We start from the raw sequence: 14,860 nt of genomic DNA, 5'->3' as shown, positions 1-14,860 counted from the left end.
GGGATATCCATTGCAGCAAAGATCCCTGTGGGAGCGGGTTCCACCCGCAATAGCGCCAGCCCCGCCACCACATCACTCAACCATCAATCAATCAAACACGATGCCCTGGGCCAGCGGCAGCTCGCGCGAGTAGTTGACGGTGTTGGTCTGGCGGCGCATGTAGGCTTTCCAGGCATCGGAACCGGATTCGCGACCGCCACCGGTTTCCTTCTCGCCACCGAAAGCGCCGCCGATTTCCGCACCACTGGTGCCGATGTTGACGTTGGCGATGCCACAGTCGCTGCCGGCCGCGCTCTGGAAACGCTCGGCTTCGCGCAGGTCGGTGGTGAAGATGCACGAGGACAGGCCCTGGGGCACTTCGTTGTTCAGGCGCAGGGCCTCGTCGAAGTCTTCGTAGCTCAAGACATACAGGATCGGCGCGAAGGTTTCGTGGCGCACCACGTCCGATTGCCCCGGCATTTCGACGATGGCCGGGGCCACGTAGTAGGCGTTCGGGTATTGATCGGCCAACTGACGCTCGCCACCGAACACTTCGCCACCCTCGTCACGCGCCTTGGCCAGAGCACCCTGCATGGCGTCGAAGGATGGCTTGTCGATCAGCGGGCCGACCAGGTTGTCCTTGCGCGGATCGCCAATACGCACCTTGGCGTAAGCCGCCTTGACCCGAGCGAGCACTTCGTCCTTGATCGAGCTGTGCACGATCACCCGGCGCAATGTGGTGCAGCGCTGGCCTGCGGTGCCCACGGCACTGAACAGGATGCCGCGCACGGCCAGGTCGAGGTCGGCGCTGGGGGCCAGGATCATGGCGTTGTTGCCGCCCAGTTCGAGGATGCTGCGGCCGAAGCGCGCGGCGACGCGTGGGCCGACTTCGCGGCCCATGCGGGTGCTGCCGGTGGCACTGACCAGCGCGACGCGTGGGTCGTCGACCAGAGCTTCGCCGGCTTCGCGATCACCGATGATCAGTTGGGCCAGGCCTTTGGGTGCATCGCCGAACTGTTGCAGGGCCTTGTCGAACAGTGCCTGGCAGGCCAGCGCGGTCAGCGGGGTCTTTTCCGACGGTTTCCAGATCACCGAGTCACCGGCCACCAGGGCCAGGGCGGTGTTCCACGCCCACACCGCCACCGGGAAGTTGAACGCGCTGATGACGCCCACCACGCCCAGCGGCTGCCAGGTTTCACGCATGTGGTGGCCAGGGCGCTCGGAGGCGATGGTCAGACCGTACAGTTGACGGGACAGGCCGACGGCGAAATCGCAGATGTCGATCATTTCCTGCACTTCACCCAGGCCTTCCTGAGTGATCTTGCCGGCTTCGATCGACACCAGCTCGCCGAGCTGAGCCTTGTGGGCGCGCAGGACTTCACCGAACAGGCGCACCAGCTCGCCGCGACGCGGTGCCGGCACGGTGCGCCAGGCCAGGAACGCCTCGTGCCCCAGAGCGATCTTGTCGACGACCTGCGCCTTGGATTCCAGGCTCACCGAGGCGATCTGGCTGCCATCGATCGGGGTATGCACGGGATGGTTGCCATCCTTGAATGCACTCGCCGCAACACCCAGGCTTTCGAGCAGGCCATCGACCATTGTTTTCTCCTCACAAGGCTTTAACGATAAGAACGAATTGAGATCAGTATTAATCCGCGGGCCAGACCACCACAACGGAGCAATATTCCATATATCATTCCCTCACCTCATGACCTTGAGCCGATGCCTTCATGTCAAAACGCCTTGTTCCTTCGATGACGGCCCTGCAGTGTTTCGAAGCGGCCGCCCGCCACCTGAGCTTCACCCGCGCGGCGGAAGAACTGCACCTGACCCAGAGTGCGGTCAGCAAGCAGGTCGCACAGCTCGAAGACATGTTGCGCCATCACCTGTTCCTGCGCATTCGCCGACGTCTGCAACTGACCCCGGCGGGCTCGCTGTATCTGGCCGAGGTGAACAAGATCCTCACCCAGGTGGACATTTCCAGCCGCTACATCCTGTCCTACGGCGATGAAACCGAAGTGCTGACCGTAGCCACCCAGCCCAGCTTCGGTGTGGGTTGGCTGATTCCCAAGCTCAAGGGTTTCGGCAAGGCGCACCCCAATATTCATCTGGACATCCGCAACGAGCTGGAGCCGTTCGCGTTGCTGCAGGCCAAGGCGGACGTGGGTTTCTTCTTCGGCCAGGGCACCTGGCCCGGGGCGACCTGCATCGAGTTGTTCGACGATCAGGTGGTACCGGTGTGTGCGCCCGACCTGCTGGAACAGCCGTTGAGCAACGCCGAGCAACTGGCCGAGCAGGTGCTGATGCAATGCACGTCGCGGCCCGAAGCGTGGCACGAGTGGTTTCTGGAACAGGGCCTGAGCGCCCAGAACAGTTATCACGGTCCCCGTTTCGATACCTTCTACATGTGCCTGAGCGCAGCGCTTGCCGGCTGTGGCGTGGCGCTGGTGCCGCGTTATCTGGTGGAGAACCACCTGGCCAACGGCGATCTGGTCATGCCCTGGCCGCACACCATGAGCAGCCAGGGCGCGCATTTCGTGGCGTTTGCCGAGCATGCGGCGGAAGCCCCAAAAGTGCGTGCGCTGGTCGACTGGATCCTCGAGCAGATCCCGTCCTGACAACCCAAGCGGATCAGAGCCAATGCCGACTTGCAGGAATGACCCCCGCACTTTTTTTCGCTTGATCGTTCAGGTCATTCCCCGCTTTCATACTCCCAGCCCTTTGCGCCTGGAGTCCGCCATGCCCTTCGTCAGTCCCGACCAGACCCGTGCCGCGTTTTCCCGCGCCATGTCCGAGATGTACAAGAAAGAAGTGCCGTTGTACGGCGACTTGATGAGCCTGGTCGGCGAGGTCAATCGTCAGTGCCTCGAGCAACAGCCGGAGCTGGCCCGATCCCTGGCCCGTACCGGCGAGATCGAGCGCCTGGATGCCGAGCGCCATGGCGCGATTCGGGTCGGCACCGCTGCTGAACTGGCGACCATCGCCCGTCTTTTCGCGGTCATGGGCATGCAGCCGGTGGGTTACTACGACCTGACGTCGGCCGGTGTACCGGTGCACTCGACGGCCTTTCGGGCGGTCCACGAACAGTCACTGCAAGTGAGCCCCTTTCGCGTGTTCACCTCGCTGCTGCGCCTGGAGCTGATCGAAGACGCGGCGCTACGCGAACAGGCCCGGCAACTGTTGGAACAGCGGCAGATCTTCACCCAGCCGTGCCTGGCGTTGATCGAGCGCTTCGAGCGCGATGGCGGCCTCGATCAGGCCAGCTCCGACGCCTTCGTCGAGCAGGCACTGGAAACCTTCCGCTGGCACCACGACGCCACGGTGACCGCAGCCCAGTATCAAAGCCTGCACGACGCCCATCGCCTGATCGCTGACGTGGTGGCCTTCAAGGGGCCGCACATCAATCACCTGACGCCGCGTACGCTGGACATCGACACGGTGCAGGCGCTGATGCCGGCGCGCGGGATCACGCCCAAGGCCGTCATCGAAGGACCGCCACCACGTCGTCATGCCATTCTGCTGCGTCAGACCAGCTTCAAGGCGCTGCAGGAAAAAGTCGCGTTCACCGACCCAACGGCTGGCGCCGAAGGCAGCCACACCGCGCGCTTCGGCGAGATCGAGCAACGCGGCGCGGCACTGACGCCCAAGGGACGCGAACTGTACGACCGCCTGCTGAACGCTTCGCGCACCGCACTGGCCGGGTTTCCCAGCGAGACCAACGCCTCGGACTACATGCACCTTCTGGGTGAGCAGTTCGTTGAGTTTCCCGATGACCTGACGCAGATGCGCGAGCAGGACCTGGCGTTCTTCCGCTACTTCGTCAGCGGCCAGCCGAGTGCGGGCGAAACAACACTGCAGGGGCTGCTGAACAATGGTGCCATCCGCTGCGAGCCGTTGGTGTACGAAGACTTCCTGCCAGTCAGCGCCGCCGGCATTTTTCAGTCCAACCTGGGCGACGATGCCCAGGCCGAATACGGTCTGGGGTCGAGCCAGGAGGCGTTTCATCAGGCCTTGGGGCGCGCGGTGCTCGATGAGCTCGCGCTGTACGCCCAGACCCAGCAGCGGTCGCTGGACGACTGCGCTCGCGCACTGGGCCTCCCCTCGCTAGGCTGATCTTGCCGCTAGCGGGCGCCGCCCACCCGGAAGCGATTGACTTCCTGACGCAGTTCCGCCGCCAGCCCTTCGAGCTCGCGAGCGGTCTGCGCCAGGTTGGAGACCACCTCGCGCTGCTCGCCATTGGTCATGGCAATGCTCTGCAGGTTGCTGCTGAGCATGGTGGCCGTGCTGCTCTGCTCCTGGGTCGCGGTGCTGATCGCATCGAACTGATGCCCCGCCGACCGACTCTGCTCATCGATCTGGGCGAGCGCCTGGGCGACCTTGGCGTTGCGGGTCAGGCCTTCGCGCATCAGCACGTTGCCCTGGTCCATGGTGCTGATGGCGTTGGCGGTTTCCTTCTGGATGCTACCGATCATGCCGGAGATTTCATCGGTGGCCTGGCGCGTGCGCGAGGCCAGGCTACGCACCTCGTCGGCGACCACGGCGAAGCCACGGCCCTGCTCGCCGGCACGGGCGGCTTCGATCGCGGCGTTGAGGGCCAGCAGGTTGGTCTGCTCGGCAATCGAGGTGATCACCCCGACGATGCCGCCGATTTCCTGCGAGCGCTGCCCCAGGGTGTTGATGACCCCAGCGGTGCTGTTCAGCGCGCCGGCAATCTGTTCCAGCGAATTGGATGCCTCGTCCATCGAGGCGCGGCCGATGCGGGTCTGCTGGGCATTGTCCTGAGCCAGACGCTGGGTGTGGCCCATGTTGTCGGCGATGTCCAGGGACGTCGCACTGAATTCCTCGACCGCGCCGGCCATGCTGGAAATCTCGCCGGACTGGTGCTCCATGCCTTCATAGGCGCCCGCCGACAGGCTCGACAACGTTTGCGCGCGACCGCTGACTTCATGGGCGGCGTTGCGAATGTGCACCACCATGTTCGACAGGGCTTCACCCATGTGGTTGAAACTGCTGGCCAGCTGGCCGATCTCGTCGTGGCTGGACACCTTCAGACGGGCATCCAGATCGCCCGCACCCAGCGCTTCGGCCTGGCGCACCAGTTCCCCCAGCGGCCGCAGCTTGCTGCGCAACAGCCAGATCGCTGCACCCACCGCGATCAGCATCGCCAGCAGGCTGCCGATCGCCAGTTGAGTGCCGACGTTCCAGGTCACGGCATTGATTTCTGCCTTGGGCATGCTCGCCACCACACTCCAGGGTCCCCCCGTGAACGTCACCGCTTCGGAGAAGATGTCCTGCTTGCCGTCGTTCCACAGCCGACCCTTGCCATCCAGAAGCGCCAGATCGGCCAGGGTCTTGGCTGCGGCGTCCGAGTCGTTGACGTTGGCCGGCGGCACCAGCCAGCGGTTCTGCTCGTCGAGCAGGGCCAGGGAGCCGGTCTCGCCGATGCGGAAGCGTTGCAGGTTGGCGAACTGGGTATTCTGCGCATCGGTGTAGTCGAAACCGACGAAGAGCACTGCAATCACCTGGCCCGAGCCATCGCGCACCGGGGTGTATTGAGTCATGTAGGAGCGTTCGAACAGAACCGCGCGACCGATGTAATTCTGGCCGTCGAGCAAGCGCTTGTAGGCAGGATGGGCATGGTCGAGCACGGTGCCGATGGCGCGGCTGCCGTCCTGCTTGGTCAGCGAGGTGCTGATGCGCACGAATTCGCTGCCGCTGCGCACGAAGACCGTGGCAACGCCCGCGGTGAGCTGCTTGAAGTCGTCGACTTCCGTGAAATCGTTGTTCAGCGTCTGGCTGCCCAGGCGCAGGCTTGGCGTCTGCTGGTTGCCCACGGTGACCTGCGTGCCTGTGTCCACGCTCAGACCACCAGAGAAGCGCTTCTCGAACAGCCCGCTCAAGCGCTGGGTACTGTCGCGCAACGTGCTGTGAAACGTGCTGAGCTGGTCGGCCAGCAACCTCGCCTCGCTGGCCATGTGCTGCTCGCGGATGGCCAGGTTGGCGATGTCCAGTGAGCGCAAGGCGAAGGCCGTGCTACCGGTGATGACGATCGCGAGAATCACGGCCAGGGCGATGCCCAGTTGCGTGGCGATACGAGCGCGAGGTTGCGACATGTGAAGCTCCTGAGAATCGTGTGCGGACGGCAGTGCCAGGGATGGTCCAGACTTGTCGAGCACCTGTCATCCTTGATCTTATTGGTACTGCTACATCGGCGATCCGAACGAATACTTGAGCACGATACTGCGGCAAGGCCGGCGCACGTACATTTGCGTTGCGCTGCCACAAGGCCGAGAATCCAGCGTCCCATCTCCCCGCCGACCGAGCTTCATCATGCACGCCTCCATCCGTATCGAACTTCGAGCCCTGCTTCGGCTGGCGGGGCCGCTGATCGCCTCGCAATTGGCACACATGCTGATGGTCCTGACCGATACCTTGATGATGGCACGCCTGAGCCCCGAGGCGTTGGCCGGCGGCGGCCTGGGGGCGGCCAGCTATTCCTTCGTGTCGATCTTCTGCATCGGCGTGATCGCTGCGGTCGGTACCCTGGTGTCGATCCGCAAGGGTGCCGACGATCAGCAAGGCGTGGCCCGCCTGACCCAGGCCGGGCTGTGGCTGGCCTGGGCCATGGCGGCCGTGGCGGCCGTGCTGCTGTGGAACCTGGGGCCGGTGTTGTCCATGCTCGGGCAGACCCCGGCCAACGTCGCCTTCGCTACCCAGTTCCTCTTGCTCTTGCCGTTCGCCTTGCCGGGCAACCTGAGCTTCATGGCGCTGCGCGGTTTTACCGCCGCGCTGGGTCGCGCCACGCCGGTGATGGTCATCAGCATCATCGCCACAGTGGCCAACTACCTGCTCAACCATGCGTTTATCGAAGGCATGTTCGGCCTGCCCAAGCTCGGTCTGGTGGGCATCGGCATGGTCACGGCGATCATCAGCACCCTGATGGCGATTGCCCTGGCTCTGTACATTCGCTTTCACCGTGCCTATGCGCCCTACCCGCTGCTCAAGGGGCTGGCCCGGCTAAACCTGAACGCCCTGCGCGAGTTGTGGCGCCTGGGCCTGCCGATCGGCGGCACCTATGCCGTGGAGGTCGGCCTGTTCGCCTTCGCCGCGCTGTGCATCGGTACCATGGGCACCACGCCGCTGGCTGCGCACCAGATCGCCCTGCAGATCATTTCAGTGGCCTTCATGGTGCCGGCGGGCATGTCCTATGCGGTGACCATGCGCATCGGCCAGCACTACGGCGCCGGGCACCTGCTGGCCGCGCGCCTGGCCGGGCGGGTCGGCATCAGCCTCGGCGCCGTGGTGATGCTGGGCTTCGCCCTGCTGTTCTGGCTCGCGCCGGGGCCTTTGGTCGGGGTGTTTCTGGACCGCTCCGATCCGGCCTTCCGCGGCGTCATCGAGCTGGCCATCAGTCTGCTGGCCGTGGCGGCCTGGTTCGAGATGTTCGACGGTATCCAGACCATCGCCATGGGGGCCATTCGTGGCCTCAAGGACGCCAAGACCACCTTTCTGGTCGGGCTGTTCTGCTACTGGGCGATCGGTGCGCCCGCAGCCTGGAGCCTGGCGTTCCATTTCCAACTCGGCGCGGTGGGCGTCTGGTGGGGGTTGGCGCTGGGTCTGCTGTGCTCGGCCGTTACCCTGACCCTGGCGTTCGAGTGGCGCATGCGCCGATTGCGTCGGCTGGCCACGCCTACGGCGCTGGCGACCTGACGGCCTGAGCCTGGCCGAAACGCAGGAATGCCTGCAGCTGCTCCAGGGGCAAGGGCTGACTGATCAGATAGCCCTGCACCTGGTCGCAGCCGAAATCGCGCAGCAACGCCAACTGCTCGGGCGTCTCGACACCCTCGGCCACGACGTTCAGGTCCAGGTTGTGCGCCAGGTTGATCATGGCGTGCACCAGCTTGCTGTTTTCAGGACGTTGCTCCATGCCGCTGACGAAGCTCTTGTCGATCTTGAGCAAGGCGATCGGCAGGCTGCTGAGGTGGACGAACGAAGAGAAGCCGGTGCCGAAATCGTCGAGGGAAAAGCGCACACCCAGACGGCCCAGCGCGTCCATGGTCTGCTTGACCAGATCGTTGCGGCGCATGACCGCGGTTTCGGTGAGTTCGAACTCCAGCCAGCCGGCATCGATGCCGCGCTCGGCGATCAATCGTCCCAGGGTGCTGAGCAACTGGCTGTCCTGAAACTGCCGGAACGACAGGTTGATCGCCATGTGCAAGGGTTCGAAGCCGCTTTCGCGCAGGGTCTGCATGTCGCGCAGGGCCCGTGCGATAACCCAGTAGCCCATCGGCACGATCAACCCGCTTTGCTCGGCCAGCGGCACGAACTCGCCGGGTGCGAGCACGCCACGTTCGCGATGCCGCCAGCGCACCAGGGCCTCGAGACCGACGATGGTATTGCCGCTCAGGTCCAGCCGTGGCTGGTAGTGCAGTTCCAGCTCGTCACGCCGCAGGGCGCGGCGCAGCTCGCTTTCGAGGTCGGCCAGGCTGCGCGCATGGCGGTTGATGCGTTCGTTGAACAGATGGTAGCTGCAGCCCTGGGTGCTTTTGGCCTGCTGCATGGCAATGTGCGCATGCCACATCAGTGGATCGGCACCGGCGCCCGCGCGGGCATGGGCGATGCCCAGGCTGCAGCCGATCAGCAGGCTCTCGCCGTCGACGTAATAGGGTTCGGCCATGGCTTCGATGATGTTGGCCGCCAGGCGCTCGGCCCGTGACGGGTCGCGGCGGGTGTCGAGCAGCAGGGCGAACTCGTCGCTGCCCAGGCGGGCCACCTGATCACCCGCCTCCAGCTGCTTCTTCAGACGCGCCACCACCTGCAGGATCAGCCGATCGCCGGCCTGGTGTCCCAGCGCATCGTTGGCATGACGGAAGTTGTCCATGTCCAGATGGCCCAGGGCAACGCCACGGCCTTCCTGTTCGGCCAAGCGGGCGGTGAGCAGGGTCTGGAAACCGGGACGGTTGGCGATGCCGGTCAAGGGATCCTGTTCGGCCAGGCGTTGCAGGGTGTCCTGCAGCACGCCGCGCTCGCGCGCATGGCGCAGGCAGCGGCGCAACGTATCGCTGTTGAGCTCGCCCAGCACCAGCCAGTCGCTGGCGCCGGGCGGCGGTTGCGTAGGCTCCTCGGTGAGCAGCAGCACCACCGGCAGCGCGCAGCGCCCGGGTGCCGGCAGCCGCTCGGGGGTCGCCAGCAACAGAGTGCCGGGCTGATTGTCGAACTGCCCGGCCACCGCGTCCCAGGAGGACGCTTCGATCAACGTGGCCACATCGCCAAGGGCCGCCAGGCACTCGCGCAACGACGTGGCCCAGGTGCGATCCTGGGCCAGCAGCAACAGCCGCGCGGGTTCGACAGGCGTAGACAAACGAGCTCCTTGGGACAGTTTCACAGTCATTCGATAGCGCTTAAAAACGGCCTCGGCAACAGCTCGGGCCAGACCCAATCCAAAGTACGTGTCAACGTGTAACCACATCCTGCTGCAAAGTCGACAAACCGGCAAATTTTAATGGATCTGCGGTCGCGGCACAGTTGCACCAGCGGTGCTAAAATGCGCGGCCATTTCGTCAGTGACTCCCGTCATGTCCCGACTCAATCCCCGGCAGCAAGAAGCCGTGAACTACGTCGGCGGCCCTCTTTTGGTGCTCGCCGGTGCAGGTTCCGGCAAGACCAGCGTGATCACCCGCAAGATCGCCCACCTGATCCAGAACTGCGGCATTCGTGCCCAGTACATCGTCGCCATGACCTTCACCAACAAGGCTGCGCGCGAGATGAAGGAGCGCGTCGGCACCCTGCTGCGCAGCGGCGAAGGGCGGGGCCTGACCGTGTCGACCTTCCACAACCTGGGCCTCAACGTCATCCGCAAGGAACACGCGCGGCTGGGCTTCAAGCCGGGCTTCTCGATCTTCGACGAAGCCGACGTGAAAGCGTTGATGACCGACATCATGCAAAAAGAGTACTCGGGCGAGGACGGCGTCGACGAGATCAAGAACATGATCGGCGCCTGGAAGAACGACCTGATACTGCCGCCCCAGGCCCTGGAGCAGGCGCGCAACCCCAAGGAACAGACCGCAGCCATCGTCTACAGCCATTACCAGCGCACCTTGCGCGCGTTCAATGCGGTGGACTTCGACGACCTCATCCTGCTGCCGGTGAAGCTGTTCCAGGAACATCCGGACATCCTCGAGAAGTGGCAGAACAAGGTCCGTTACCTGCTGGTGGACGAGTACCAGGACACCAACGCCAGCCAGTACCTGCTGGTGAAGCTGCTGATCGGTACGCGCAACCAGTTCACCGTGGTCGGCGACGACGACCAGTCCATCTATGCCTGGCGTGGCGCGCGCCCGGAAAACCTGATGCTGCTCAAGGACGACTACCCGTCGCTGAAAGTGGTCATGCTGGAGCAGAACTACCGCTCCACCAGCCGCATCCTGCGCTGTGCCAACGTACTCATTTCGAACAACCCGCACGCCTTCGAGAAGCAGCTGTGGAGCGAGATGGGGCACGGCGATGAAATCCGCGTGATCCGCTGCCGCAACGAGGATGCCGAAGCCGAGCGCGTGGCCGTCGAGATTCTCAGCCTGCACCTGCGCACCGACCGGCCCTACAGCGATTTCGCCATCCTCTATCGGGGCAACTACCAGGCCAAGCTCATCGAGCTGAAGTTGCAGCATCACCAGATCCCCTATCGGCTCAGTGGCGGCAACAGCTTCTTCGGGCGCCAGGAAGTGAAGGACCTGATGGCCTACTTCCGCCTCATCGTGAACCCGGACGACGACAACGCCTTCCTGCGCGTGATTAACGTGCCACGCCGGGAAATCGGCTCCACGACCCTGGAAAAGCTCGGCAACTATGCCACCGAGCGCAAGATCTCGATGTACGCGGCCACCGACGAGATCGGCCTGGGCGAGCATCTGGACGCGCGCTTCACCGATCGCCTGAGCCGCTTCAAGCGCTACATGGACAAGGTCCGCGAACAGTGCGCCGGCGAAGACCCGATCGGGGCGCTGCGCAGCATGGTCATGGACATCGATTACGAGCAGTGGCTGCGCACCAACAGTTCCAGTGAAAAGGCCGCCGACTACCGCATGAGCAACGTGTGGTTCCTGGTCGAGGCCTTGAAGAACACCCTGGAAAAGGACGAAGACGGCGCCATGACGGTCGAGGAAGCGATCGGCAAGCTGGTGCTGCGCGACATGCTCGAACGGCAGCAGGAAGAAGAGGACGGCGCCGAGGGCGTGCAGATGATGACCCTGCATGCGTCCAAGGGCCTGGAATTCCCCTACGTGTTCATCATGGGCATGGAAGAGGAAATCCTGCCGCACCGCTCCAGCATCGAAGCCGACACCATCGAGGAAGAACGCCGCCTGGCCTACGTGGGCATCACGCGCGCGCGGCAGACCCTGGCCTTCACCTTCGCCGCCAAGCGCAAGCAGTACGGCGAGATCATCGATTGCGCACCCAGCCGCTTTCTCGATGAACTGCCGCCCGACGACCTGGCCTGGGAAGGTAACGACGACACGCCCACGGAAGTCAAAGCCGTGCGCGGCAACACCGCATTGGCCGATATACGCGCCATGCTCAAACGCTGAATTCAACCCTGCCCGGGCCACAGCCGGCCTGCGCACATTGGTACATCGAGGAACCACCGTGGAAGCTCTGCACAAAAAGATTCGCGAAGAAGGCATCGTGCTTTCCGATCAGGTATTGAAGGTCGATGCCTTTCTCAACCACCAGATCGATCCGCTCTTGATGCAGCAGATCGGCGACGAATTCGCCCGCCGGTTCGCCGATGCCGGGATCACCAAGATCGTCACCATCGAAGCTTCGGGCATCGCCCCGGCGGTAATGGCCGGTCTGCGCCTGGGCGTGCCGGTGATCTTCGCGCGCAAGCACCAGTCGCTGACGCTGACGGAAAACCTGCTGGTGGCCTCGGTGTATTCGTTCACCAAGCAGACGGAAAGCACGGTGGCCATTTCGCCACGGCATTTGAACAGCAACGACACCGTGCTGGTGATCGACGATTTCCTGGCCAACGGCAAGGCGTCGCAGGCGCTGATTTCGATCATCAACCAGGCCGGCGCCAAACTGGCCGGACTGGGTATCGTCATCGAGAAGTCCTTCCAGGGCGGCCGCGCCGAACTCGACGCGCAAGGCTATCGCGTGGAATCCCTGGCGCGGGTACAGTCGCTGGCCAATGGCGTCGTGACCTTCGTGGAGTGACCTGACCCACCGCATCCAGCCATTCGCGGCCGATGACCGCTCCTACGCAGGCCGATGATGCCAGCCAAGCGGTCATGGGTCGCTTCTACGCAGACCGATGATGCTCGCCGTAGGAGCGGTCATCGGCCGCGAAGGAAGCCACGCGGTGTAGCGCCTAGCGCGCCGGGTTTTCGGTCTCCTGCAGGGCAGCCAGTACCAGGCGCTGGTAGAGTTCCTCGCGCAACCCCTGCGGCTGGTCCAGCCCCATGCGCTGCAGGTGCAGGGGGTAGCGGCTGGCCTCGGGTGCCTCCAGCGCCGCCTTGCCCAGCTCGAGCATCTCGCTGAGCTTGAACTTGCTCTTGAGCCAGTTCAGCGCGCGCAGCAGGTCCTTTTCCTCGTCGGTGAAATCGCACCCCAGTGGATACTCAGGAAACAGCGACGCATGCCGTTCGCGAATGCCCTGCAAACGCTCGCTGGTGTTGTCGGCAAAGCGCGGATCGAGCACGAAATCCTTGCTCAACTTGCCGGCGCGCTGGGCCTCGTCGATCAGGCTGGGCTGGAAGCGCGAATCGCTGATGTTGATCATCGCCTCAATCACCTCGGCATCGGTGCGCCCGCGCAACTGGGCAATGCCGTACTCGGTCACGACAATGTCGCGCAGGTGCCGCGGAATCGTGCAGTGACCGTAGTCCCAAAGCACGTTGGAGCTGATGACGCCTGCCGACTCACGCCAGCTGCGCAGAATCAGCACCGAACGTGCGCCCTCCAGGGCGTGCCCCTGGACGACGAAATTGTACTGCCCGCCCACGCCGCTGATGACCCGCCCGTCTTCGAGCTGGTCCGACACGGCCGCGCCCATCACCGTAGCCGTGAACACGGTATTGATGAACCGCGCATCGCGTCGTTGCAGGCGCTTCAGTTGCTCGTCGCCATACAGCTCGTTGATGTAGCTGATCGCGGTCATGTCGAAGCGGGCCAGGCTTGCCGCAGGCATCTGGCGAAGGCGCTCGTAGAAACTGTTCGGCCCGAGAAAGAAACCGCCGTGTACCACCACCCCGTCCTGGTCCTCATCGGCGTGCAGCACACCGGCGTTTGCCGCGGCCTGGCGTGCCACGTCCGGGTAGACCTTGCGGCGTATCACCCCCGCTTCGGCGAGGGCCAGCAGGCCGTTGACGAACATCTCGCTGCAGCCATACAGGCCGGCAGCGAAGGGCTCGACGCCGCCTTCTGCCTGGATCAACGCCTGCCAGGGCGACAGGTCGAGTTCATCGAGCAACGCCCGGTAGCCGGCATTGTCGGCCTGACGCGCAAGCAAGACGGCGCTCAGCGCATCGCCCATCGCCCCAATGCCGATCTGCAGCGTACCGCCGTCGCGCACCAGTGTGCTGGCATGCAGACCGATGAAATGATCCTGCACACCGACCGGCATGTTCGGCGTGGAAAACAGCGTCGACTGTTCGGCACCGTCGATCAGCAGGTCGAACGCCTGGCTGTCGATTTCGGCGCTGCCGGGCATGAACGGCAGCGCTTCGTGGACCTGGCCCAGAATCAGAATGGTCTCGCCGGCCGCACGACGCTTTTCGATCATCGGCAGCAGGTCCAGGGTGATGTCCGGATTGCAGCTCAGGCTCAGACGTTCGGCATTTTCGGGGTGCTGGCCGACCAGTTGCGCCACCAGATTCAGCCCCTTGGCATTGATGTCGCGCGCGGCGTGGCTGTAATTGCTGCTGATGTAGCTTTGCTGCGCCGTCGTGCTGCCCAGCAGGCTGCCCGGCTGCATGAAGAACTGTTGCACGCTGACGTTGGAGGGCAGCTCGTCACGGCGCAGGTCGGCGAGAAAGTCGAACTCGGGGTAATCGCCGAACACGCGCTCGACGAAGGGTTCGAGCAAGCGCTTCTGCAGGCCGTCGCCCAAGGGCGGGCGGCCCAGCACCAGTGCGGTGTAGATCGTCAGGCGTCGTTCGGGCAGGCTCTTGATTCGGGCATACAGCGCGTTGACGAAGCGGTTGGGCTTGCCCAGGCCCAGCGGCATGCCCATGTGGATATGCGTGGGCAAACGCTGCAGCACCTGGTCCACGGCCGCTTCGATGGAACATCGGTGGACCATGCGCAGGCTCCTTAGAAATTCGCCGGCGTGGCGGCGCTGATCAAGCGGGCGGGCGTATCGAACGGGTTGCGGAAGCGATGCGGCTTGCTGCTTTCGAAGTAGTAGCTGTCGCCCTCTTCGAGCACGTAGGTGTCCTGACCGACCACCAGCTCCAGGCGCCCTTCCACCAGGATGCCGGTCTCCTCGCCCTCGTGCATGAGCATTTCCATGCCCGTGTCGGCACCCGGCGGATAGACCTCGCTGAGAAAGGCGATGGCCCGGCTGGGGTGGGCCTTGCCGACCAGTTTCATGGTCACCGCGCCGTCGGAGATATCGATCAGCTCGTTGGCCTTGTAGACCACCTGAGTTGGCCGCTCGGCCTGCAGCTCTTCGGAAAAGAACTCCACCATGGACATCGGAATCCCGCCCAGCACCTTGCGCAGCGAGCTGATCGAGGGGCTGACGCTGTTCTTCTCGATCATGGAAATGGTGCTGTTGGTGACGCCCGCCCGTTTGGCGAGTTCACGCTGGGACAAACCCTTGAGTTTGCGAATGGCTTGCAGTCGTTCGCCGACGTCCAATGCGAAAGCCTCCTGGAAT

10 protein-coding genes and 1 pseudogene are annotated in these 14,860 nt (G+C 64.0%); 5 read left to right on the top strand and 6 right to left on the bottom strand.

All coding sequences use genetic code 11. The features are described 5' to 3' along the window. Nucleotides 1–87 precede the first annotated feature (87 nt). The gene (gene amaB, locus ABMD26_RS12215) at nt 88–1,578 is read right to left on the bottom strand and encodes an L-piperidine-6-carboxylate dehydrogenase (protein WP_122742992.1); all 1,491 of its coding nucleotides are present in this window, start codon (nt 1,576–1,578) and stop codon (nt 88–90) included. Between the two features lie 131 nt (nt 1,579–1,709). On the opposite strand from amaB, the gene ABMD26_RS12210 reads away from it, so the two are divergent. Both ABMD26_RS12210 and hglS read left to right on the top strand, forming a co-directional pair. Further along, nucleotides 1,710–2,597: a LysR substrate-binding domain-containing protein gene (locus ABMD26_RS12210; protein WP_354309750.1), complete on the top strand. Its 888-nt coding sequence runs from the start codon at nt 1,710–1,712 to the stop codon at nt 2,595–2,597. Nucleotides 2,598–2,718: 121 nt separating this feature from the next. After that, nucleotides 2,719–4,092, top strand: a complete 1,374-nt coding sequence (gene hglS, locus ABMD26_RS12205; RefSeq protein ID WP_354309748.1) for a 2-oxoadipate dioxygenase/decarboxylase HglS — start codon at nt 2,719–2,721, stop codon at nt 4,090–4,092. Nucleotides 4,093–4,100: 8 nt separating this feature from the next. Here the strand turns inward: hglS and ABMD26_RS22245 are convergent, their stop codons facing one another. Continuing rightward, the gene (locus tag ABMD26_RS22245) at nt 4,101–4,838 is read right to left on the bottom strand and encodes a methyl-accepting chemotaxis protein (RefSeq protein WP_420875749.1); all 738 of its coding nucleotides are present in this window, start codon (nt 4,836–4,838) and stop codon (nt 4,101–4,103) included. A gap of 132 nt (nt 4,839–4,970) precedes the next feature. Further along, a pseudogene (locus ABMD26_RS22240) lies at nt 4,971–5,954 on the bottom strand (Cache 3/Cache 2 fusion domain-containing protein); the annotation flags it as partial. 355 nt (nt 5,955–6,309) lie between these two features. On the opposite strand from ABMD26_RS22240, the gene ABMD26_RS12195 reads away from it, so the two are divergent. Continuing rightward, on the top strand, nt 6,310–7,689 hold the full coding sequence (locus ABMD26_RS12195; protein WP_354309744.1) for a NorM family multidrug efflux MATE transporter: 1,380 nt from the start codon (nt 6,310–6,312) through the stop codon (nt 7,687–7,689). Here the strand turns inward: ABMD26_RS12195 and ABMD26_RS12190 are convergent. Then, complete coding sequence (locus tag ABMD26_RS12190; protein ID WP_354309742.1) at nt 7,670–9,340, bottom strand: putative bifunctional diguanylate cyclase/phosphodiesterase; 1,671 nt, start codon at nt 9,338–9,340, stop codon at nt 7,670–7,672. The genes ABMD26_RS12195 and ABMD26_RS12190 overlap by 20 nt on opposite strands. Before the next feature lie 214 nt (nt 9,341–9,554). Here ABMD26_RS12190 and rep point away from each other — a divergent pair, with 214 nt between their 5' ends. Further along, a complete protein-coding gene (rep, locus tag ABMD26_RS12185) occupies nt 9,555–11,564 on the top strand; it encodes a DNA helicase Rep (RefSeq protein WP_049860345.1) in 2,010 nt (669 codons plus the stop codon). Nucleotides 11,565–11,622: 58 nt separating this feature from the next. Continuing rightward, nucleotides 11,623–12,195 (top strand): xanthine phosphoribosyltransferase, encoded by a 573-nt coding sequence (locus tag ABMD26_RS12180; protein ID WP_049860346.1) that lies wholly within the window; start codon nt 11,623–11,625, stop codon nt 12,193–12,195. A 154-nt stretch (nt 12,196–12,349) separates the two neighbouring features. Here ABMD26_RS12180 and ABMD26_RS12175 read toward each other — a convergent pair whose 3' ends face one another. After that, complete coding sequence (locus ABMD26_RS12175) at nt 12,350–14,281, bottom strand: acetyl-CoA hydrolase/transferase C-terminal domain-containing protein (protein ID WP_354309739.1); 1,932 nt, start codon at nt 14,279–14,281, stop codon at nt 12,350–12,352. An 11-nt stretch (nt 14,282–14,292) separates the two neighbouring features. Continuing rightward, complete coding sequence (locus ABMD26_RS12170) at nt 14,293–14,841, bottom strand: cupin domain-containing protein (RefSeq protein ID WP_049860349.1); 549 nt, start codon at nt 14,839–14,841, stop codon at nt 14,293–14,295. Nucleotides 14,842–14,860: the final 19 nt, after the last annotated feature.

The organism is Pseudomonas sp. PvP001 (genome assembly GCF_040546375.1).
In the GTDB taxonomy this organism is placed as follows: domain Bacteria; phylum Pseudomonadota; class Gammaproteobacteria; order Pseudomonadales; family Pseudomonadaceae; genus Aquipseudomonas; species Aquipseudomonas coleopterorum.
The sequence above is the reverse complement of the archived record's forward strand: the minus strand, read 5'-3'. Positions and strand labels throughout refer to the sequence as shown.

Excerpts from the sequence above, each read along its gene's own strand:
- hglS (WP_354309748.1), top strand. The coding sequence starts at position 2,719 with ATGCCCTTCGTCAGTCCCGACCAGACCCGTGCCGCGTTTTCCCGCGCC.
- rep (WP_049860345.1), top strand. The coding sequence starts at position 9,555 with ATGTCCCGACTCAATCCCCGGCAGCAAGAAGCCGTGAACTACGTCGGC.
- ABMD26_RS12210 (WP_354309750.1), top strand. The coding sequence starts at position 1,710 with ATGTCAAAACGCCTTGTTCCTTCGATGACGGCCCTGCAGTGTTTCGAA.
- ABMD26_RS12195 (WP_354309744.1), top strand. The coding sequence starts at position 6,310 with ATGCACGCCTCCATCCGTATCGAACTTCGAGCCCTGCTTCGGCTGGCG.
- ABMD26_RS22245 (WP_420875749.1), bottom strand. The coding sequence starts at position 4,838 with ATGGCCGGCGCGGTCGAGGAATTCAGTGCGACGTCCCTGGACATCGCC.
- ABMD26_RS12175 (WP_354309739.1), bottom strand. The coding sequence starts at position 14,281 with ATGGTCCACCGATGTTCCATCGAAGCGGCCGTGGACCAGGTGCTGCAG.
- amaB (WP_122742992.1), bottom strand. The coding sequence starts at position 1,578 with ATGGTCGATGGCCTGCTCGAAAGCCTGGGTGTTGCGGCGAGTGCATTC.